The 21,372-nt window shown below is 65.1% G+C and carries 19 protein-coding genes; 15 read left to right on the forward strand and 4 right to left on the reverse strand.

Translation table 11 applies throughout. From position 1 onward, the window contains the following. Window positions 1-56: 56 nt before the first annotated feature. Window positions 57-947, forward strand: a complete 891-nt coding sequence (gene ppk2 / locus HMPREF3166_RS00715) for a polyphosphate kinase 2 (RefSeq protein ID WP_034987296.1) — start codon at window positions 57-59, stop codon at window positions 945-947. 90 nt (window positions 948-1,037) lie between these two features. On the opposite strand, the gene HMPREF3166_RS00720 is transcribed toward ppk2, so the two are convergent. From HMPREF3166_RS00720 to HMPREF3166_RS00730, 3 genes are read right to left on the reverse strand one after another with little or no spacing between them, the layout of a single operon-like run. Continuing rightward, window positions 1,038-4,937 carry a Pls/PosA family non-ribosomal peptide synthetase gene (locus HMPREF3166_RS00720; protein WP_070487250.1) on the reverse strand — a complete coding sequence of 1,300 codons (3,900 nt, stop codon included), beginning with the start codon at window positions 4,935-4,937 and terminating at the stop codon, window positions 1,038-1,040. Window positions 4,938-4,944: 7 nt separating this feature from the next. Further along, the gene (locus tag HMPREF3166_RS00725; protein ID WP_035004727.1) at window positions 4,945-5,391 is read right to left on the reverse strand and encodes a MarR family winged helix-turn-helix transcriptional regulator; all 447 of its coding nucleotides are present in this window, start codon (window positions 5,389-5,391) and stop codon (window positions 4,945-4,947) included. Between the two features lie 32 nt (window positions 5,392-5,423). Then, window positions 5,424-5,735, reverse strand: a complete 312-nt coding sequence (locus HMPREF3166_RS00730; RefSeq protein WP_005296869.1) for a rhodanese-like domain-containing protein — start codon at window positions 5,733-5,735, stop codon at window positions 5,424-5,426. A 124-nt stretch (window positions 5,736-5,859) separates the two neighbouring features. Here HMPREF3166_RS00730 and HMPREF3166_RS00735 point away from each other — a divergent pair, with 124 nt between their 5' ends. After that, entirely contained in the window at window positions 5,860-8,292 is a 2,433-nt protein-coding gene (locus HMPREF3166_RS00735) for an HAD-IC family P-type ATPase (protein WP_070487251.1), read from the forward strand. Here the strand turns inward: HMPREF3166_RS00735 and HMPREF3166_RS00740 are convergent. Next, window positions 8,289-8,771, reverse strand: coding sequence for an inorganic diphosphatase (locus tag HMPREF3166_RS00740; RefSeq protein WP_049049743.1), 483 nt, complete (start codon window positions 8,769-8,771; stop codon window positions 8,289-8,291). The genes HMPREF3166_RS00735 and HMPREF3166_RS00740 overlap by 4 nt on opposite strands. A 46-nt stretch (window positions 8,772-8,817) precedes the next feature. On the opposite strand from HMPREF3166_RS00740, the gene dacB reads away from it, so the two are divergent. The 13 genes from dacB to HMPREF3166_RS00805 all read left to right on the forward strand — a co-directional run bounded on the left by dacB (window position 8,818) and on the right by HMPREF3166_RS00805 (window position 21,245). Continuing rightward, the gene (gene dacB, locus HMPREF3166_RS00745) at window positions 8,818-10,152 is read left to right on the forward strand and encodes a D-alanyl-D-alanine carboxypeptidase/D-alanyl-D-alanine endopeptidase (protein ID WP_049049728.1); all 1,335 of its coding nucleotides are present in this window, start codon (window positions 8,818-8,820) and stop codon (window positions 10,150-10,152) included. A gap of 3 nt (window positions 10,153-10,155) precedes the next feature. Next, window positions 10,156-11,178, forward strand: a complete 1,023-nt coding sequence (gene tilS / locus HMPREF3166_RS00750; protein WP_070487252.1) for a tRNA lysidine(34) synthetase TilS — start codon at window positions 10,156-10,158, stop codon at window positions 11,176-11,178. A 105-nt stretch (window positions 11,179-11,283) separates the two neighbouring features. Next, window positions 11,284-11,865 (forward strand): hypoxanthine phosphoribosyltransferase, encoded by a 582-nt coding sequence (hpt, locus tag HMPREF3166_RS00755; RefSeq protein ID WP_005296857.1) that lies wholly within the window; start codon window positions 11,284-11,286, stop codon window positions 11,863-11,865. A gap of 79 nt (window positions 11,866-11,944) precedes the next feature. Next, window positions 11,945-14,335 carry an ATP-dependent zinc metalloprotease FtsH gene (gene ftsH / locus HMPREF3166_RS00760; protein ID WP_070487253.1) on the forward strand — a complete coding sequence of 797 codons (2,391 nt, stop codon included), beginning with the start codon at window positions 11,945-11,947 and terminating at the stop codon, window positions 14,333-14,335. Continuing rightward, window positions 14,335-14,931, forward strand: coding sequence for a GTP cyclohydrolase I FolE (gene folE / locus HMPREF3166_RS00765; RefSeq protein WP_049049731.1), 597 nt, complete (start codon window positions 14,335-14,337; stop codon window positions 14,929-14,931). Before ftsH ends, folE begins: the two co-directional genes overlap by 1 nt. After that, window positions 14,928-15,866 carry a dihydropteroate synthase gene (gene folP, locus HMPREF3166_RS00770; protein WP_070487254.1) on the forward strand — a complete coding sequence of 313 codons (939 nt, stop codon included), beginning with the start codon at window positions 14,928-14,930 and terminating at the stop codon, window positions 15,864-15,866. The genes folE and folP overlap by 4 nt, the downstream gene beginning before the upstream one ends. After that, complete coding sequence (folB, locus tag HMPREF3166_RS00775; RefSeq protein WP_070487255.1) at window positions 15,859-16,224, forward strand: dihydroneopterin aldolase; 366 nt, start codon at window positions 15,859-15,861, stop codon at window positions 16,222-16,224. Before folP ends, folB begins: the two co-directional genes overlap by 8 nt. Beyond that, complete coding sequence (folK, locus tag HMPREF3166_RS00780) at window positions 16,221-16,784, forward strand: 2-amino-4-hydroxy-6-hydroxymethyldihydropteridine diphosphokinase (RefSeq protein WP_070487256.1); 564 nt, start codon at window positions 16,221-16,223, stop codon at window positions 16,782-16,784. The genes folB and folK overlap by 4 nt, the downstream gene beginning before the upstream one ends. Before the next feature lie 24 nt (window positions 16,785-16,808). Beyond that, window positions 16,809-17,303: a DUF3180 domain-containing protein gene (locus HMPREF3166_RS00785; RefSeq protein WP_035004713.1), complete on the forward strand. Its 495-nt coding sequence runs from the start codon at window positions 16,809-16,811 to the stop codon at window positions 17,301-17,303. A gap of 10 nt (window positions 17,304-17,313) precedes the next feature. Beyond that, complete coding sequence (locus HMPREF3166_RS00790) at window positions 17,314-18,399, forward strand: DUF6779 domain-containing protein (protein WP_070487257.1); 1,086 nt, start codon at window positions 17,314-17,316, stop codon at window positions 18,397-18,399. A 9-nt stretch (window positions 18,400-18,408) separates the two neighbouring features. Further along, window positions 18,409-19,314 (forward strand): Rossmann-like and DUF2520 domain-containing protein, encoded by a 906-nt coding sequence (locus HMPREF3166_RS00795; protein WP_070487258.1) that lies wholly within the window; start codon window positions 18,409-18,411, stop codon window positions 19,312-19,314. Window positions 19,315-19,319: 5 nt separating this feature from the next. Beyond that, the gene (gene panC, locus HMPREF3166_RS00800; protein WP_070487259.1) at window positions 19,320-20,240 is read left to right on the forward strand and encodes a pantoate--beta-alanine ligase; all 921 of its coding nucleotides are present in this window, start codon (window positions 19,320-19,322) and stop codon (window positions 20,238-20,240) included. 24 nt (window positions 20,241-20,264) lie between these two features. Next, a complete protein-coding gene (locus tag HMPREF3166_RS00805) occupies window positions 20,265-21,245 on the forward strand; it encodes an aldose 1-epimerase family protein (RefSeq protein ID WP_070487260.1) in 981 nt (326 codons plus the stop codon). Window positions 21,246-21,372 lie beyond the last annotated feature (127 nt).

Consider the following 21,372-nt stretch of genomic DNA (forward strand, 5'->3'; position numbering starts at 1 on the left):
GACTGGAAAGTGCTACTAGAATTGAAAAATCTTCAGGCGAAGGAGAACCCAGGCACATGGCCGAAGAAGAATTCCACATGGTTGATCTTGCCGCTACCGAGGGCTACTTGGTGGACGACTCGGATGAAGACGATCCGGTACTGATCACTCCGGACGGCCATCGGGTTGATACCTGGCGCGACCAATACCCCTACGACGAGCGCATGAGCCGCGACGAGTATGAGACCACCAAGCGCGCCCTGCAGATCGAGCTGCTGAAGTTCCAGAACTGGACCAAGGACACCGGCCAGAAGCACATCATTATTTTCGAGGGTCGTGATGCTGCCGGTAAGGGCGGCACCATCAAGCGCTTCAACGAGCACCTGAACCCCCGTGGTGCCCGCACCGTGGCCCTGGAGAAGCCCTCCGAGCGCGAGTCCACTTCCTGGTACTTCCAGCGCTACGTCCAGCACTTCCCGTGCGGCGGCGAGATCGTCTTTTTCGACCGCTCCTGGTACAACCGCTCCGGCGTGGAGCGCGTGATGGGCTTCTGCACCAACGATCAGCACGCAGAGTTCCTGCGTGAGGTTCCGATGCTGGAGAACATGATCATGGGGTCGGGCATCTCCCTGACGAAGCTGTGGTTCTCCGTCACTCAGAAGGAGCAGCGCACCCGTTTCGCCATCCGCCAGGTGGACCCGGTTCGCCAGTGGAAGCTCTCCCCGATGGACCTGGCCTCCCTGGACAAGTGGGATGACTACACCCGCGCCAAGGAAGAGCAGTTCCGCTACACGGATACCAACGAGTCCCCGTGGATCACCATTAAGTCCAACGACAAGAAGCGCGCCCGCATCAACGCGATGCGCTACGTCCTGTCCAAGTTCGAGTACGCGGACAAGGACCACGAGGTCGTCGGCGAGCCGGATCCGAAGATCGTCAAGCGCGGCCGCGACCAGATCGGCGACTAATAGAACCCATTCGGACTGGCCGGACCGAGCCAGTACGCGAACAAGCCCCGGCTGCCCTACAAGGGCGACTGGGGCTTGAGTTTTTGGAGGCTAACTCTCCACGATCTCGATCGGGTTGCCCTGCCACTTCGTTGCGGCGGGCACGTGGTCGCCGCGCATAACTAGTGACGCCGGGCCGACCGTCGCGGCCTGTTCGATCGCTGCGGCGGGCAGAGCCACGCTGTGCGGTCCCATCGTCGCGCCGTCACCCAGGGTGACGGTATCCAGGCTCATCACACGGTCCTGGAACAGGTGCGTCTGCACCACACAACCTGGGCCCACGCTGGCGCCTCGGCCAATGCTGACCAGATCCGCCTCGGGCAGCCAGTAGGAATCCAACCAAGCGCCCCGACCGATCTTCGCGCCCAGTGCACGCAGGAACATGTTGAGGCTGCTGGTGCCCATCGTGTGCGCCAGGAACCACGGGCCGGCCACGGTCTCCACAAACTGATCCTGCAGCTCGTTGAGCCACACGAAGGCAGACCACAGCTCGTGCTCGCCCGCCTTGATGCGCTGCACGCACAGCCACTTCATCAGCACCGTTACCGCCGCTGCCACGAAACCAGCGCCGACCAGAACCAGGCCGGAGACCGCGAAGGTCTGCCAAATGCCCTGGTTCGCCAGCATCCACTGCAGCGCCAGCACCACGCCCGCCGCAATCGTGGCGGAGGTCATCGGCGCCAACAAGCGCAGGGTCTCCACGATGCCGCGGGCCACCTTCAGGCCGAAGCCCGGGTTGTAGGTGCGGGACTCTCCACCGGCTTCCACGGCCACGCGACGCAGGCGCTCCGGCGGGGAACCCAGCCAGTTGCTGCCGGATTTCGTCTTCACCGGGGTGGAGGAAAGCACGGCCACCAGAGAGTTCTTCTTCAGCGTGCGATCCGGGCCGGCGATACCGGAGTTACCCAGGAAGGAACGCTTACCCACCTTCGTATTACCGGTGAGCATCCAGCCGCCACCGCCGAGCTCGTAGCCACCGACCATCGTGTCGTCCGCCAGGAACGCGCCCTCGCGTACCTCGGCGAAGCGCGGCACCATCACGGCGGTGGAGATCTCCGCATCCTTGCCCACCTTGGCGCCCAGACTGCGGAACCACAGCGGGGTCAGCTGTGCCGCGTACATCGGGAACAGTTGAGTACGGGCGCTATCCATCAGGCGCTCAACCGCCCAAACGCGCCAGCCGCTGAGGCTGCGCACGGCCACCACGCCCGGCTTCAGGCCTGCGGACAGCAGACGGACGGACAGCCACGTCAGTGCTGCGTACGTTGCAAATGCCACCAGACCACCAACTGCGGCGATGGGAAGCGCCAGCAAGGGGGCGTCAACAGGAACGAGCCACAGCACAAACGCCGCAGCGACGAACAGAGCCACCAGGGGCAGGAACGACATCGCGATGGCGCTCAGCGCGTAGAGCCAGAACCACATGGTGCGGCGCGGGGCGGCGTGCTCCGGGAAACGGTTGCGGGCCTTGCCGACCTTCACCGCAGGCGAACCTGCCCACTGCGAACCTGCCTTGACCTTCTTGGCTCCCGTGACGGCTGAGCCGGGCTCGATGTGAGCGCGGGCGCCGATGCGGGCACCGGGGAACAGGGTGGAGCGGGCGCCGACGGAGGCGTCCTTGCCGACCTCGATTCTGCCGACATGCAGCACATCGCCCTCCAGCCAGTAGCCGGAAAGATCCACCTCCTGCTCGATGGAACAGTGCTTGCCCAGGGTCAGCAGGCCAGTGACGGGCGGCAGGGTGTGCATCTGCGCGCCCTTGCCGACCTTCGCGCCCAGCCAACGGGCATAGGTGGTGATCCACGCGGCACCGGAGACATCGCGTGCGCCGGAGGAATCCGCCACGCGCTCCGCAGCCCAAATGCGCAGGTGAACAGAGCCGCCGCGCTTATAGTCGCCTTCGCCGATGCCCGCCGTAATCAGGCGGATCAACAGCGCGGACAGCGGCAGGCGGCCCAGCGGGGTGGCGAAGACGATCACCGCGGCGATGACCACGGCCCAAGGCACGTCGACAACCCACGGCAGGTCGCCCGCCCACGAGGAACCGTGGAACAGGATCGCGTTGAACACCAGGATCCAGGTGACCCACTGCGCGCCCGCGAGGGTGAGCGCCGGAACCTGGATCAGGGCTTGCGCAAGGCGGGTGCCGATGCCCACCGGCTTGGCGGGCTTGACGTCCTTGGCCTGGGCGGCCTGGCCGGAGCCCGTGCCGCCGGTCTTTTCGCGCAGAGAGTCGATGTGCTCGGCCAGTGCACCCAGGCGGGAGTGATCGTAGAGATCACGCACGCTGACGGTGGGAACCTCCTGGCGCACGCGGCTGATCAGCGTGGCCGCACCCAGGGAGGTGCCGCCGAGGTTAAAGAAGTCCGCATCCGGGCTGGTTACTGCCGTGCCGAGCGCGTCGGCGAACAGCCCCGCCAGCCACTGCTGGGTGGGGTTGTCGAACTCCGCGTTGCCACTGGAAGGCAGCGGCCACGGCAGAGCCTTCTTGTCCACCTTGCCGGAGGTCGTCACCGGCAGCTCGTCCAGCGCGCACAGGCGCGGAACCATGGCAGCGGGCATGGAATCGCGCAGCTGGTCTAGCGCCTGCTGCTGGTCGAAGTCCTCGACGTCTCCCTCGGTGGAGACGTAGCCCACCAGCACCTTGTCTCCGCCGCCGGTGGTCTGCACCACGACGGTGGAGCTACGTACTCCGGGGAGGGCGGACAGCGCGGCGTCTACCTCACCGAGTTCGATTCGACGCCCACCGATCTTCACCTGGTCGTCGATACGACCGACGAAGTACAGGCCATCTTCCTCGAGGCGCACATGGTCGCCGGAGCGGTAGGCGCGTTCCCAGCCGAGCTCCGGCATGGGCGCGAACTTTTCCGCATCCTTTTCCGGATCCAGATAGCGGGCCAGGCCGACGCCGCCGATGATCAGCTCGCCGGTCTCACCCCAGCCCACCGGCTGGTTGTTTTCGTTAACGACAGCCAGGTCCCAGCCGCGCAGGGGAGTGCCAATGGAAACCGGGCGCACCCCGTCCATGGTGGTGCCGCAGGCCACGACGGTGGCCTCGGTCGGGCCATAGGTGTTCCACAGCTCGCGGGAATCGGTGGCCAGGCGGGTGGCCAGCTCCGGCGGGCAGGCCTCGCCGCCGAAGATCAGCAGACGCACGGCATCCAAGGCCTCATCGGGCCAGAGACCGGCCAGGGTCGGCACAGTGGAAACTGCCGTGACGCTGCGGGAAACCAGCCAAGGCCCTAGGTCCACGCCGGAGCGCACCAGGGCGCGTGGGGCGGGTACTAGGCAGGCGCCGTGGCGCCAAGCCAGCCACATTTCCTCGCAGGAAGCATCGAAGGCGACGGACAGTCCCGCTAGAACGCGGTCGCCCGGGGCCAGTGGCTCGTCCTGCAGGAACATCTCCGCTTCCGCGTCCACGAAGGCAGCCGCGTTGCGGTGGGTGACTGCCACGCCCTTCGGCTTGCCGGTGGAACCGGAGGTGAAAATGATCCACGCATCGGTCTCCAGGTCCGGGCCGAATGCTTTGTTGGAGGTTGCCCCGGGATCTGCCTGCAGGTTGGCATCGACTAGCTGCAGTCCGTCAGCGCCGTAGATTGCGGCCACGCCGGCCTCGCCGAAGACAAGGGAAGCTCGTTCCTCGGGGTCGTCGGCGTCAACAGGTACATAGGCAGCACCGACGGCCAGGGTGGATAAAATAGCGATGTAGAGCGAGCGATCGCCGCTGGGCATACGAATACCGATGCGGTCGCCGCGCCCGAGGCCACGGTTATGCAGCCACTCGGCGGTTTCGTTGATTTCGTCGAGCAGCTCGGAATAGGTAATAACCCCCTTGCCGTCGTCGATGGCGGGGGCTTCTGGGCACGCCGAAGCCGTCGCACGCACAATGTCGATGAGCGTGCGCGGCTCCGGTGCCTCGTGGGAACGGAGGTACCGGGAAGGGATTTGCACTTTTCGCCTAGGCCTCCTCGGTAGAGATGATGGCCTTGGCCAGCTTGCTCAAGTGCTTAAGCTGCTTGGAAGTGGATTCGTCTAGCGCCTTATCCTCTGCGGAGGCGACCAGAGGGGAGAGACTGTTGTAGGTCTTAGTGCCCTTCTTGGTCACCGAAATGATCTGGCGGCGACGATCCTTCGGATCCTTAACCCTCTTGGCGAGGGAGCGCTTTTCCAGGGAGTCGACCAGGCGAACCATGTCGGAGCGGTCCACCCCAAGAATTTCGCCTAGCGTGGCCTGGCTTGCTGCATCGCCATCGACGAGGCAGGCAAGAACCCAGAATTCGCGCAGGTTGAAGCCCTTTTCCGCGAGCGCGGTCTCTACGAAGTCGCGGGTGCGGCGGCGTAGGCGCTCAAGCTGGAATGAGGGCGAAGACAACAAGTCAGCGGGTAGCGGCGTGTTTTCGGACATGCCATAAATATAACGCTGACTATGGGGGTTGTCTAATTGTGGGGTTGCCCCACGATAGGTAGTCCGGCGTCTCGCCAGCCGGCCGTGCCGTTAGCAACGTTGATTGCGTCGATGCCATTCTGCTCCAGCCACTGGCAGGCGCGCGCGGAGCGACCACCGGAGAGGCAGATCAGGTAAATATCCTCGTTCAGGTCCAGCTCGCCGTAGCGAGCCTGCAGCTCGGAGAGGGGCAGGTTGGTCGCGCCCTCGGCGTGCCACTGGTTGTATTCGTCCACCTCACGGATGTCGATTAGCTGGGCGCCAGCAGGAACATCGGTGGGCTGTACTGTTTCGAATTCACTCATGGCGCCCCATTGTAGGCAAGGTGGCAAAGTTGGGCAGCCAGCGAGGTGGAGTTGAATAGCGTGGAGTTAAATAGAAGGGACACCCCGGTGGGGACCTGCCGGGCCGTTTACGCAGGAGGTCGAAGTGGCGCACGCCAGCGAGCAAGCTAGCGCCGAAGTGCAGGCTGACCCTTCGCGGGGACTCACGGCCGCCGAGGTAGAGGAGCGCAAGCAACGCGGCGAGGTGAATGCGCAGAGCCGCGGAACCGGCCGAAGCGTGGCACAGATTCTGCGCGCCAACATCTTCACCCGCGTCAATGCCATCCTCGGCGTTCTGTGCGCGATCGTCCTGTCCACCGGTTCGGTCATCAACGCCGCCTTCGGCCTGCTCATCATCGCTAATTCCGCGGTGGGTGTGATCCAGGAGCTGCGTGCGAAGAAGACCCTCGACAAACTGCGCATCGTCGGCGAATCGGAACCCACCGTCATCCGCGATGGCGAGGAAAAAACCATCCCGCAGCACGAGGTCGTCCTCGGGGACATCATCAAGCTGCGCAGCGGGGACGAGGTCGTGGTGGACGGCACGGTGGTGGCCGGCTCGCTGCGCGTCGACGAATCCCAGCTGACCGGCGAGGCCGATGCTGTGAGCAAGGGCGAGGGTGACGAGATCCTCTCGGGATCCTTCGTCAACGAAGGCTCCGCCGTTTTCCGCGCAGATAAGGTCGGCGATGAGGCCTATGCCGCACGCCTGGCCTCCCAGGCCAGCGAGTTTTCGCTGACCGACTCCGTGCTTATGAACGGCATCAACAGCATCCTCAAGGTAATCACCTGGCTGCTTATCCCGACCGGCATCCTCACGATCTGGACCCAGCTGGTCCGCTCCGATACGGGTCTGCGCGAATCCATCCTTTCCATGGCTGCGGCGATCGTCCCGATGGTGCCGGAGGGGCTGGTTCTTATGACCTCCATCGCCTTCGCTGCGGGCGTGATCCGCCTTGGCAAGTACAAAGCCCTGGTCAACGAGCTCGTCGCCATCGAAGGGCTCGCGCGCGTCGATACGGTATGCACCGACAAGACCGGCACCCTCACCACCAATGAGATGGAGCTGGATTCCATCGTCGCCGCCGACGGAAGCCCTGCTGACGGGAGCGAAGAGGACGAAACCTGGGCGCGCAACCTCGCCTCCATGCTGAACGCCCAGGATGATCTGAACGACACCGCCCGCTCTATCGTGGCCGGGCTACGCGAGCGCGGCGTGGAACCCGAACAGTGGCAGGGCCACGAGATTCCTTTTAACTCGCGCTACAAGTTCTCTGGGTTCGCCTGCTCTGACGCCACCGCCTGGATCATGGGCGCCCCCGACGTGCTTTTGCGCGAAGGTGGTCGTGCTGCAGAAACAGCCAAGGAGCTGGGCGATCAGGGTTTGCGCATCCTGGTGTTCGGCAAGCTCGAAGGCGCCGATGGGGAGGCCTGGGCCAACACGAACGACCTCAGCATGGATTCCGCCCCGCAACTGAATGAACCGGTGCTCGTGGTGCTTCGCCAGCAACTGCGCTCCGACGCCCGCGAAACGCTCGCGTACTTCGACGAGCAGAACGTGGACATCAAGGTGATCTCCGGCGACAACTCGGATTCCGTGGCGGCGGTCGCGCGCAAGGCAACCGACCGGGATCTCGTGGCGGTGGATGCCCGCACGCTGAACGGCCTGGACGACGAAGCCTTCGATGCGGAGATCAAACGCGGAAATGTCTTTGGGCGGGTCAGCCCGGAGCAAAAGCAGCAGATGGTGGAATCTTTGCACCGTCAGAACCGCACGGTGGCCATGACCGGCGACGGCGTCAACGACGTGTTGGCGCTGAAAAAGGCAGACATTGGCGTGGCCATGGGCTCGGGCGCACCCGCAACGCGCAGCGTGGCGCAGCTAGTACTGCTGACGAACAAGTTCTCCGCACTGCCGCGCGTGGTGGCCGAGGGGCGCCGGGTGATCGGCAACATCGAGCGCGTGGCGCACCTATTCCTTACGAAGACGGTGTACTCGGTGGTGCTGGCGCTGGTGGTGGCGGTACTGGGAATCTCTTTCCCATTCCAGCCGATTCACGTGACTATCACCGGCTGGTTCACCATCGGCATCCCTGCGTTCATTCTTTCGCTGGCCCCGAACACGGAACGTCCGCGGGACGGATTCGTCAGGCGCGTGCTGTCTTTGGCGATTCCCTCCGGTGTGCTCATCGGCGGCATCTGCGTGACGATGTGGATCATCATCTACCCCGGAGCGGAGGTGCCGGAAATTCAGCGGCAACAGGCCGGTACTGCGGTGCTGCTGGCGCTGATCGTCATGGGGTTGTGGGTGCTGGGGATTGTGGCGCGGCCGCTGAATTGGTGGAAGGTGCTTCTGCTGGCCGGCTGTGTGGGCGGCTACCTGGTGATCTTCCTGGTGCCGCCGCTACGTGAGTTGTTGATTCTGCACACGGGCAACCTGAAGCTGATGCTTACGGGGTTGGCCGTGGGTGCGGGCGGGGCGGTGCTCATTGAGGTTGTGCACCAGATCGCCGCCCGCCGGCAAGCGGCTGTGAGTTAGCCCTTGTAGCGTTCGATGGCCTCGTCGAGGATCTTCACTGCTTCCTCGGCGTTGCCCCAACCGGAGCCGTTGACTTCCTTGCCCGGCTCCAGGTCCTTGTAGTGGACGAAGAAGTGCTCGATCTCGTTCTTGGTGAACTGGTCGATGTCCTCGATGTCCTGGAACTGCTCGAAACGCACGTCGTCCAGCACGCACAGCAGCTTGTCGTCGCCGCCGGCCTCGTCGGTCATCTTGAACACGCCAACCGGGCGGGCCTCAACGATCACGCCGGGGAAGACCGGCTCCGGCAGGATCACCAGTGCGTCCAGCGGGTCGCCGTCCTCGCCCAGGGTGTGGTCGATGAAGCCGTAGTCGGCTGGGTATGCCATCGGGGTGAACAGGTAGCGGTCGAGGTAGACCTTGCCAGTCTCGTGGTCGACCTCGTACTTGTTGCGGGAACCCTTCGGGATTTCAACGGTTACTTCGATTTTTTTGCTCATGCGCACCATTCTAACCGAGCGCCTTTTTTCGGCTAGGGTGAAACGAGTGAGTGAGCAGAAGTCCCTGAAAGTATGGCTGTGGAGCATCCTCGCCTTCGTGATCGTCGTGGCGGTCGTAGTGGGGGCTGCTGTGGTGTGGTCGATGAATGGCCGCTACGAGGTGCAGGCCGCCGAGCAGCTGGCGGAGCCCACCCCGGTGATGCACGCGCCCGAGGGGGATGTGCCGGACGTGCAGGCCGCTATTCAGCGCGCCGCGGCGGATCCGGCGCTGGGGGTACTGTCAGCCTCCGTCACCGATGTTGAGACCGGCGAGGTGCTGTGGGCGAAGGATGAGAACCGGAAGCTCACTCCGGCTTCTGCCACCAAGCTGTACACGGCGGCCGCCGCGATCCTGGCGCTGGACGAAGATAGCCGCTGGTCCACCGACCTACTGCAGGATCCGAACGATCCGGGTCGGCTGATCCTGCGCAGCGATGGCGATGTGTCGCTGTCCCGCGATGGCGAGGGCTTCTTCACCGATGCCGCCTCGGTAGCCAAGCTGGCCGAGAAGGCGAAGAAGAAGCTGGGCGGCCAGGCCGTGACCTCCATCGTCGTGGATAACTCGATTCGCTCCGGCGACCTTTTCAACAAGACCTGGGACCGTGAGGACATCGACGGCGGCAACATCGCCAACCTGGATGCCGTCATGCTCGATGCCGGTCGCCTCGATCCTTATACCTCCGACTCTGCCCGCTCCCACAACCCTGGCGAGGATGTGGGGCGCGCCCTCGCTGATGCGCTCGGCGCGGATGCGGAGGTCACTGTTTCTAAGGAAGTGACGCCCAGTCTCGGCGACCAAGGCCCCATCGCAACCGTTCAGTCCGCGCCGCTGAACGTGCGCTTGCGCGACATGCTGGTGCACAGCGACAACATCATGGCCGAGGCCATTGGCCGGGAGATTGCGGAGTCCCAGGGCAAGCCGCGGACCTTCGAGGGCGCCACGAGTGCGACCCTCGACGTGCTGAAGGAGCACGGGATCGATACCAAGGATGCGACCCTCTTCGATAACTCCGGCATGAGCGAGAAGAACCGCCTGACTGCCCACGAACTAGACGGGGTGCTCTCCAATAAGGAGGTGCGCGGCATCCTGGACATGCTGCCGGTATCCAGCGTGGAAGGCACACTGGAGGCGCGCTATGGTTCCGGCTCCGGCTCGGAAGACTCCGCCGGCTGGGTGCGTGCCAAGACCGGCACTCTTTCCGGCGTGAACGCCCTGGCCGGGACGGTTATGACGGACTCGGGGCGAGCGCTGACGTTTGCGTTCCTCTCCAATGAGTCTGACCCCAACTCCGCCCGTCCGGCGCTGGATCGGCTGGCGAACGCGGTGCGTTCAGCCAAGTAGGCCATGAGTGTGCAGTCGCAGATCCGGGCCTGGCTGCGAGAGCTGGAAACCAGCCCCGAGTCCGCAGCGCGCGCGGCACAGGTTCGCGCCGGGGTAGCAGTGGGGCTCTCCGGCGGGGCGGACTCCCTGGCACTGGTGCACGGCCTGCTGCGCTGCGGGGTGAAGGTACACGCGGTGGTGGTGGACCATCAGCTGCAGGAAGGCTCCGCACAGGTGGCGCGGCAGGCCGCGGATACCGCGCTGTCCCTAGGGGCGACGGCGGAGATCCGCACCGTCGAAGTGGAAGGCCCAGGGGAGGGGCCGGCGCGCCAGGCGCGCTACGAAGCCCTCGGCGCGGCAGCCGCCGGGCGGCCCCTCTTGGTGGCTCACACGGCGGATGACGACGCAGAAGGGATGCTCATCGGGCTGGTCCGCGGCTCCGGGGCGGAAGCCATCGCCGGGATGCGATCCGTACACACCGACCACGCGGCCGTGGCCGCAGGGGCCGCGTGGCTCGGTCGCCCGCTGCTGAACTGCACCCGCGCGGACACGGAGGCAGAATGCCGCGCCGCCGGCCTTAGTTGGTGGGAGGATCCGCACAATTTCAGCGACGCCTACCTGCGCAGCCGCATTCGCACCCACGTGCTGCCCTACCTGCAAGATGTGCTCGCGGAGCATATCGGTGCGAACATGGCCCGCACCGCGCGGATGCTCCGCGAAGACGTCGAGCTACTCGACGAGCTCGCTGGACGGGAGCTGCAGGCGGCGGAGGAGGGGGCGTCATTAAACTGCACCGAACTACAACAGCAACCAGCGGCACTGCGGCGTAGGGTGCTCAAACAATGGCTGGCAGACAAAGCCGGACCCCTCACGAGCGCGCACCTCAACGCGATAGACGCGCTGGTCATCGCATGGAAAGGGCAAGGAGGGGCAGCAGTGCCGTGGCCACAGAACCAACCTGCATACACCGAGCAACGGCGCACCCACCGCCTGGTCGTGCAACGTCGCTATGGGTACCTGCAGTTAGCGACTGTCCCCAGGTCGTAGCTGCGCGCTAGAATGCCAGGCAGGCACAAAACGGCGAAGCCAATGCAGCGGAGCCAAGACAGCGAAGCCAGAACAGCGAAACAAACGAGGAAAACGAGGTCTGCGATGCACAGCGAGAAGAACTTCAATGTCCCGGAAAACCCTTACGGCGATGATCTAGAAAGTATCCTCATCGACGAGGAAACGCTGCACGCCCGCATCAACGAGCTGGCCAAGGCCACCGCTGACCGCTTCCGCGACGAGGAAGACGACCTCATCCTGATCTGCGTGCTGAAGGGCGCGGTGTTCTTCATCACCGACTTCGCGCGGGCGATCGACATCCCGACGCAGCTGGAGTTCATGGCCGTGAGCTCCTACGGAAACTCCACCAGCTCCTCCGGCGTGGTGCGCATCCTGAAGGACCTGGACCGCGACATCGAGGGCCGCAACGTGGTGATCGTCGAGGACATCATCGACTCCGGCCTGACCCTTTCCTGGCTGCTGAAGAACCTGCGCAACCGCAACCCGAAGTCGCTGTCCGTCGTTACGCTGCTGCGCAAGCCGGAGGCGCAGAAGGTGCAGATCGACCTGGCCGAGGTCGGCTTTGACATCCCCAACGAGTTCGTTGTGGGCTATGGCCTGGACTTTGCCGAACGCTACCGCGACCTGCCTTATGTGGGCACCCTGCACCCGCGCGTTTACCAGTAAAGCGCTGGCCCCAATCCAATAAGCTCCAAATGGCAGCGCTGTTCGCACGGCATTCAAAACCAACAACACTCTAGGAAATATGGACAAGAAGAAGGTACTGAGGATCGCGGGCATTGTCTCTGTGATCCTCATCGCGATCTATGCGTTCGGTGTTTTAACTGATGACGCCCGCGGCTACGACGAGGTCGAGACCTCGATAGCGCTGAAGCAGCTGGAAGACAAGAACGTCAAGGAAGCTCAGATCAACGATCGTGAGCAGCAGGTACAGCTGAAGCTGAAGGACTCTATCGAGGTCGAAGGCAAGAAGGACATCGAGCAGGTCATCGCGAAGTACCCCGGCCGGGCGGCGCCCGAGATTTTCGACGCGGTGAAGAAGTCCGAGGCGGAAAAGTACAACACCAAGGTCACCGAGGATAGCTTCCTGGGCAGCCTGCTGGTGATGCTGCTGCCGATGCTGCTGATCTTCGGCCTGCTGATGTTCATGCTGTCCCGCATGCAGGGCGGCAGCGGCATGGGCGCCTTCGGCTTTGGTAAGTCCACCGCCAAGCAGCTGAACAAGGACAACCCGGACACGACCTTCGACGACGTCGCCGGGGCCGACGAGGCTGTGGAGGAGCTGGACGAGATCCGCGACTTCCTGACCGACCCGAGCCGCTACGAGGCGCTGGGAGCGAAGATCCCGCGTGGTGTGCTGCTGTACGGCCCGCCCGGTACGGGTAAGACGCTGCTGGCCCGCGCCGTGGCCGGCGAGGCAGGCGTGCCCTTCTTCACCATCTCCGGTTCCGACTTCGTGGAGATGTTCGTCGGCGTGGGTGCCTCCCGCGTGCGCGACCTGTTCAAGCAGGCGAAGGAGAACTCGCCGTGCATCATCTTCGTCGACGAGATCGACGCGGTCGGCCGCCAGCGTGGTGCCGGCATGGGCGGCGGTCACGACGAGCGTGAACAGACCCTGAACCAGCTACTGGTGGAGATGGACGGCTTCGGCGACCGCGACGGAGTGATCCTGATGGCCGCCACCAACCGTCCGGACATTCTGGACCCGGCGCTGCTGCGCCCGGGCCGCTTCGACCGCCAGATCCCGGTGACCAACCCGGACCTGGCGGGCCGCGAGCAGATCCTGAACGTGCACGCGAAGAATAAGCCGCTAGCCAAGGACGTGGACCTGAAGTCGCTGGCCAAGCGCACTGCGGGCATGTCCGGCGCGGATCTGGAGAACGTGCTGAACGAGGCCGCCCTGCTGACCGCCCGCGTGGACGGCAACGTGATTACCGCCGACGCGCTGGAAGAGGCCACCGACCGCGTGGTGGGTGGACCGCGCCGTAGCTCGAAGATCATCTCTGAGCACGAGAAGAAAGTCACCGCCTACCACGAGGGCGGCCACACGCTGGCTGCCTGGGCGATGAAGGACATCGACCGCGTCTACAAGGTGACGATCCTGGCGCGCGGCCGCACCGGTGGCCACGCCATGACCGCCCCCGAGGACGACAAGGGCATGTACAACCGCTCCGAGCTGTTCGCCCGCCTGGTCTTCGCCATGGGCGGCCGCGCTGCTGAGGAACTGGTCTTTGGCAACCCGACCACTGGCGCTTCTGCGGATATTGAGATGGCCACGAACATCGCCCGCGCGATGGTGGTGGAGTACGGCATGAGCCCCGTTGTTGGTGCCGTGAAGTACGGCCAGGACGACGGCGACCCGTTTGTCGGCCGTGGCGGCCAGGGCGGCAACCAGCCGTCCCAGAATGTGGCCAACCAGATCGACGAGCAGGTGCGCATGCTGATGAACAAGGCCCAGCAGGTGGCCTACGACGTGCTGCGCGAGAACCGGGAATATCTGGATACCCTGGCTTCCAAGCTGCTGGAGAAGGAGACTCTGCGCCGCCCGGACCTGGAGGCCATCTTCGAGGGCATCGATACCCGCGAGGTCTCGGACATCTTCCCGATGCAGGATCTGGATCGCCCGTGCGATCACCGCGAGCCGGTGAAGACCCCGGTCGAGCTGGCCCGCGAGCGTGGCGAGGAGCCACCGGAGAAGACCAATTTCTTCTCCGCTGCCCGCCGTGCCCGCATGGAAAAGCGCAAGGCGCAGAACGAGCAGCGCCAGGCCGAGCGCCTGCAGCAGGGCCAGCAGCAGTTCCCACAGACCCAGCAGGGCCAGCACGCCCAGCAGGCGCTGCACGGCCAGCAGGGTCAAGGCACCGCCGGCCCGGTTCCGCCGGAGGAGGAGCGCGGCTTCCGCCTGCCCGACAACGAGCAGCCGGATCACCAGCCGGAGAAGCCCGCGCAGCAGAAGCAAGCTGTGCAGCCCGAGCAGGAGCCGCAGGCAGAGCAGCAGCGTCCGCAAGACTCACAGGAATCGCAGGTGCGTTACCGCCGCGGCGAGATGCCGGAGCAGACGTTCCCTTGGGATAAGCACAACGGTGGCTACAACGGCAACGAGTCCGGTGGCCAGCACAGGCAGGAAGACAAGTAGTGAATAACCCACAGCAGCCGCTCGACCCTGGCTCCTTCGATCAGGAGCGGGCAGAGGCGGCCATCCGCGAACTCCTTTTCGCCATCGGCGAAGACCCCGACCGCGAAGGTCTGCAGGAAACACCGGCCCGTGTGGCTCGCGCCTACCGCGAGACGTGCGCCGGGCTGTACGAGGACCCCACGGAGGTTCTCAGCAAGACCTTCAGCGAGGATCACCGCGAGCTGGTGCTCGTGCGCGACATCACCTTCTACTCCATGTGTGAGCACCACCTGGTGCCCTTCTTCGGCAAGGCGCATATCGGATACATCCCCGGTGAATCCGGCAAGGTCACAGGCCTGTCCAAGTTGGCCCGCCTGATTGACGGCCTGGCGAAGCGCCCACAGGTTCAGGAACGCTTGACCTCGCAGGTGGCCGACGCGCTGGTGGACAAGTTGGATCCCTCCGCAGTGATCGTTGTCCTGGAGGCCGAGCACCTGTGCATGGCGATGCGCGGCATCCGTAAGCCCGGTGCCAACACGGTGACCTCCGCGGTCCGTGGCGGTTTCCAGAGCAATGCGGCCTCCCGTGCAGAGGCAATGGCGCTGATTCGGCCGTGACGGGTTCTGCTGTGACTGACCCCAGCGCAAACAACCCCAACGCAAACAAGCCCAGCGCGACCAACCCCCAGCGCACCCTCGTGATGGGCATCCTCAACGTCACCGAGGATTCCTTCTCCGACGGCGGGGCCTACCCGGACACCGCGGCCGCGCTGGCGCACGCCGAGGCGATGGTCGCCGACGGCGCGGACATCATCGACGTCGGCGGGGAATCCACCCGTCCGGGCGCCACCCGCGTCGCCCCGGAGGTCGAGGCCGCCCGCGTCACCCCCGTCATCGAGGAGTTATCCCGCCGGGGCATCGCCACCAGTATCGATACGATGCGGGCATCCACGGCCCGGGCCGCCTGGAAAGCGGGCGTCACCTACCTCAACGACGTCTCCGGTGGCCTGGCGGACCCAGACATGCTTCCGCTGGCCGCAGAATCCGGCTTGCCGATCATCCTCATGCACTGGAACAAGGGAAACGCCGCGGACTTCGCCGGAGCCGAGGGCTACCACGACCACGGCGAGGACATCGTCGGCCACGTCATCCGTTGGCTAGAGCAGAGGATCGAAGCGGCGGAGGCGGTAGGCGTCACAAAGAAACAGATCTACCTGGACCCCGGCATCGGGTTCGCGAAGACTCCGCAGGAAAACTGGCAGCTGCTCGGCGCCACCGACCGGCTGGTGCAGATGGGCTATCCGGTGCTGGTGGGGGTCTCGCGCAAGCGCTTCCTCACCGCGCTGCGCCCCGCGAGCGACGGCAACCCCGGCACCCCAGAATCGGCGGACGATGCGACGGCGGCCACCTCCGCGCTGGCGGCGGCAGTTGGCGCATGGGCCGTCCGGGTGCATAAAGTAGCCCCGACACGGGCCGCAGTGGACGTTGCACACGCCATGGCCACCGGACGCGGCCCCGACATCGACGAGCAATGGAGGGCGCGACGTGGCTGACCGCATCGAGCTCATCGGCGTGGAGGCTTTCGGCCACCACGGCGTGTTTTCGCACGAAAAGGACACCGGCCAGAAGTTCATCGTGGACATGGTGGTGTGGACGGACTTCCGCGCTGCGGCAGATTCGGACTCGTTGGAAGACACGATCAACTACGTGCAGCTGGCCGACATCGCGGTGAACGCGGTCGAGGTGCAGGAGGGTCACGATCTGATCGAAACTCTGGCCTCGAACATCGCGGACCAGATCGCGGAGCTGGGCGGGGTGTACGCCGTGGAGGTCACGGTGCATAAGCCGCAGGCGCCGATCGCCCACCCGTTCGCCGACGTGCGGGTGGTGGCGCGGAGGTCCAAGCGATGATCACAGCCTTCCTGGGAATTGGCTCGAACATGCCCGGCGACGTGGGCAGCCCCACCGCACAGATCGAACGCGCCTACGAGCTGCTGGCGATGCACCCGGCCATCGAGATTGTGGAGAAGTCGCGGATCTTCGTCACCCCGCCATGGGGTGGGGTGGAGCAGCAGGAGTTCCGCAACTCCGTGGTGGCCGTGCGCACGTCGCTGGACCCGCTCGCGCTGCTGCACCACTGCCAATTCGCCGAGGCCGTTGCGGGGCGGGAGCGCGAGGTCCGGTGGGGCCCGCGCACCGTCGATGTGGACATTCTTTTTTGTTTTGACGCCCAGTCCCAGCCCCTGCAGTCCCAGGGAAAGTGGGGGTTTGAGCTGGTTATTCCGCACCCCTACGCCCACGAGCGGGCGTTTGTGCTGGTGCCGCTGAGCGACCTGCAGCTGGCCCGGGAACCCTGGTGTACCTTGGGCGGGCGAGGCATCCTGGAGTGGCTAGAAGATGTTGATCCCGCCGAACGGGAAGCCATCGTCCCGGCGGATCCATCCGAACTTTCGGGCCCTGGCGAGAACTAAAGACGAGGGATAAAGAGGCAGCACATGAGCCCGCTGAAGCGCACGAAGATCTCCACGCTGGCTGTCGTGGCGATCGTGGGCGCCCTCATCGCCTGGGTCAGCACGCTGAGTTTCTATGGAAGCTTCCCGCCAATTAAGACCACCGGCTCCGTGCTGCTGTGGATTTTCGCAATCGTGTGCGCTGTGGCGGGTTGGGTGATCCGCAAGCGCATCGGCAGCAGCAGCGGGGTGGGGATGGATCGCACACAGATGCAGCCGACGACGGTGGTTCAGTGGCTGGCGCTTGGCCAGGCCACGGCATGGGCCGGGGCGGTGTTCCTGGGAATGTTTGTCGGGGTGGGAATTTATGTTCTGCCGAACGCGGGGCACCTTATGGCCGCGGAGGCCGATGTGCCGGGCGTGATCGCCGGAGCGCTGGGAGCTCTGGCGGCCGTCGTGGCCGGGGTTTGGCTGGAACGCAGCTGCGAAGCGCCACCGCCGGATGCGCCATTAACGCCCAACGGGCTCGACGTTGGGTAGTGTGTTGTCCATGAGCTTCCAGCAGTCTCCTAAGCCACAGCAGTCTCACCAGCCGCAGTCGCAGCCCTTCGACGGGCACCAGTCCCCGGAATCCCTGGGGTACGAGGACGACTCCAACTTCCAGGGATCTTCCGTGGCTTCCAACGAGCCTTCGGGACTCTCCCGCTTCCTCATGTTCGGCCTGGTGGTTCTGGCGCTGCTGGCCAGCGTGCTGATGCTGTTAATGGATTCCGATGGTTGGCTGAAGGTGGCGCTTATCGCCGCCCTCTGGGCTGCCTTCTTCGGCGTGGTGCTGGTGCTGCGCTACTCAGGCGCCTTGAAGCTGGCGCGCGAGCAGGCGGAGAACCAGGAGAGCTACTTCCAGTCGCAGCTGGAACACGAGCGCGCACAGCTGGAAAAGCGCGAGGCTGCGACGCAGGCGAAGTACGCCGCAGAGGCCAAGAAGTCCCAGGATCAGCGCGATAAGCACCTGGAGGAGCTGCGTGCGGAGCTGGCTCACATGCGCAAGCAGCTGGCGGAGCTGACCGGCGAGAACTTCGACGAGGGCGAGCAGCGCGCGGTGCGCGCGACTGCCGAGCGAGTCCGCGAGCTGGGGCACAGCGTGGGTGGCCAGGCGCCGCAAGCTGCAGGCAGCTCTGCCGGACAGACCGCAGGACAGCAGCAGTCGGCGGGCCAGCAGGAAGCCCAGCCGCACAAGGCACAGCACCGCAGCAAGCCGAAGTTCAACACCGGCACTTTCGCCGCCGTGAACTGGACCGGCCAGGACTCCGAGGAGACCTCCCAGCTGCCACTGGTCGTGGACACAACGGCGATGGACGAGGCCAAGCGCGCAGAGCACAAGGCCACTCAGCAAAAGCCCACTCAGCCCAAGCCCGCCCAGAAGCGCCGCGCGCAGATGCCGAGCGCCGAGGCCGTTCGCCCCAGCCGTGCCCGCACTGGCGCCGCCCAGGACGCTGGCGCCCAGGACGCTGCCGCGAAGCAGGGCGAGCAGACTGAGGCAACGGCAACCACCCACGGTCGCCGTCGCGCCGATGAGGTGGAAAACGGCCTCACTGTCGCAGAGCTGATGCAGCGCTTCAAGAATCGAGAGAAGTAAAAACCACCTGTGACAGGCCCGACAACCAACTCGGACATTCAACAGCCACGCCTCTCCGTCGGCATCATCTCCGCCGGGAAAGTAGGCGTGGCTTTGGCGGAGGCCTTTGCACGCGCCGGCCACCACGTGCATGGCATCTATGCGCATTCGGCACGTTCGGAAAAGTTGGCGTCAGAAAGAATCCCGAACATACCCCGCATCAACCTAGACAGCACCGCCCACGCCGCGCTCGTGGTGCTGGCGGTGCCGGACCCGAAGCTGCCCGAGGTGGTGGAGGAAGTCGCGCAGCACACGCGCGACGGGCAGATCGTGGCGCACGTCTCCGGGGCGTTTGGCTGCGAGATCCTGCAGCCGATCACCGATACTGGCGCGCTGCCGTTGGCTCTGCACCCGGCGATGACCTTCACCGGCACCCCGGCAGATAGCGAGCGGCTGGACGGCTGCGCATGGGGTGTGACTAGCGATTCCGAGGTCGGCGATGTGGTCGCGCAAACCCTAGTGGCCAGCCTGGGTGGGGTTCCCGTTGCCATCCCCGAACACCGCCGGGCGGCCTACCACGCGGCGATGGCGCACGCGGCCAACCACCTGGTGACCCTGCTGACTGATGCCCAGGAGATCCTGGACCGCGTGTTGGAAGCGCCGGGGGAGAGCCCCGATAGCGCCCTGCTGCTGCGCCGTATCGCCCACGCCGCGGTGGATAACGCGCTGGAAAAACGCATGGACGGGCTGACCGGCCCAGTAGCCCGCGACGACGCGGAGGCTGTGATGCGCCACCGTGCAGCGCTGCGGGAGCTGGAGGACGGGCCAGACTCAGCCGAGGAAGGGGCAGCTGAGGCCGCCTACACCGCGATGGCCCGCCGCACTGCGCTTAAAGCGGGGGCTATTGAGGTCGAAAGGCTGCTGGATCTAGAGTAAGAGCCATGACGTTCACACCTGGCCAAGCAGAGGTTTTCACCGAGATCGAGAAGATCGGGCAGCTCACCCGCGCCATGCGCAAGGCGGGCCGCCCCGTGGCGCTGGTGCCCACGATGGGCGCGCTGCACGAGGGGCACCTCTCGCTGGTGCAGGCCGCCCAGCAGATTCCGGGCGCGCTGGTTGTGGTCAGTATTTTCGTGAACCCCCTGCAATTCGCCGAAGGGGAGGACCTGGATGCCTACCCGCGCACCCTCGACGAGGATGTGGCGAAGCTGAAGGCCGCGGGCGTGGACGCGGTATTCGCCCCCAACCCCCGCGAGATGTACCCCAACGGTCCGCGCACGACTATCCACCCGGGCGAGGCCGGCCGCATCCTGGAGGGTGCCCACCGCCCGACCCACTTCGCGGGCGTGCTGACGGTCGTGAACAAGCTCTTCACCATCACGCACTGCGATCACGCCTTCTTCGGGGAGAAGGACTATCAGCAGCTGCTGCTGATCCAGCAGATGGTCACGGACCTGAACATGGAGGTGCAGGTCCACGGCGTGCCGATCGTGCGCGAGGCTGATGGCCTGGCGAAGTCCTCCCGCAACGTTTACCTTTCCGATGAGGAGCGCGAGCTCGCCCTCACCCTGTCCGCCGCCCTGACCGCCGGCGCCTTCGTGGCCGAGCAGGGCCCTGCGGTGGTGCTGCAGACTGCCGGATCTATTCTGGACGCCGCCTCGGGCATCGACGTCGACTATCTTGAGCTGCGCGGTACGGACCTTTCCGACACCCCGGAGGACGGCGAGGCCCGCCTGCTGGTGGCGGCGCGCGTTGGAACCACACGCCTGATCGACAACGTGGGCGTGCCCCTGGGCACCGGCTTCAAGGGCCTGGACGACGGCGGCGAGGGCGGCGAGCCCGCGGACAACGCAGGTGAGTAGAACTGAGTAGAGCTGAGTAGGACCATGAGCGACGAACTCGAAACTTTGAAGCGACACTCGCACTCCTTCGTGGACATCTCCGCCGGGGAGTACCGCGCCAGCATCTCCACCTTCGGCGGCGGGCTACGCAGCCTGGATTACGCGGGCAAGCCCCTGGTGGTTTCCTACCCAGAGGGCGCCTACCCGCCGCTATCCTCCGGAATTGTGCTGGCCCCATGGCCGAACCGAACCGCCGACGGGGTCTTCGCCCACGACGGCGTGCTGCACCGTTTGGACATCACGGAGCCGGCCCGCGCCACCGCGATCCACGGATTCGTGGGGCAGATGGCCTGGCACGTCGCCGACCAGGGGGAGGACTTCGTAGCGCTGGAGCTGTCCACCGGCTTGCGCCAAGGGTGGCCGTGGCCGCTGCGCATGCGGATGACGTGGTCGCTCGATGCGAATGAGGGTCTGCGCGCCACCTTCGACGTCCGCAACGAGGCCGATGCCTCCTGCCCCTTCGGCCTGGGATGGCACCCATACCTGAGTGCCCTGGGCGCTCCACTGGACGACTGCGTTCTACACCTGCCTGTCGGTACGAATCTGCCTCTGGATTCCGTGCGTAACCTGCCCGCCGGGCCGGAGTTTCCGGCTCGCCGGGTGCTGCCAGATGTGGAATTCGGCCAGCGTATGGCCGGGGTGTGGCTGGACCACTGCTTCGGCGAGATCGATGTGCAGGAGAAAGCGCTGGCCGAAGCGCGACTACTCAACCCGGACGGCGAGGGCGTGCGCCTCTGGGTGGGAGAGGGCTTCGACTGGTTCCAGGTCTTCACCGCCGACCCGGCCCGCCGCGAGGGCTACCCTGGCGTGGGCCGGGCTCTGGCCGTCGAGCCGATGACGTGCCCGCCGGACGCTCTACGCTCCGGTAGGGACCTCATTCGCCTGCAACCAGGCGAGAATCACAGCTTCGAATGCGGGATCTCTTTCGCGCCGCGTGAGGGCGTCACAACCCAAGAACCGAAGTAGTTTCAGAAATAGAAAAAAATTTCCTTTAACGCACCCCGCGGCGTTAAAATTAGCGACGCATATATATCCAATAGTTCTCGTCGCTGGTAGTTGGAAAACGTGACCGTTGGCGCCTGGGACGGGAACA

Origin of the sequence: Corynebacterium sp. HMSC08A12 (assembly GCF_001807485.1) — a bacterium.
Taxonomy (GTDB): Bacteria; Actinomycetota; Actinomycetes; order Mycobacteriales; family Mycobacteriaceae; genus Corynebacterium; species Corynebacterium evansiae.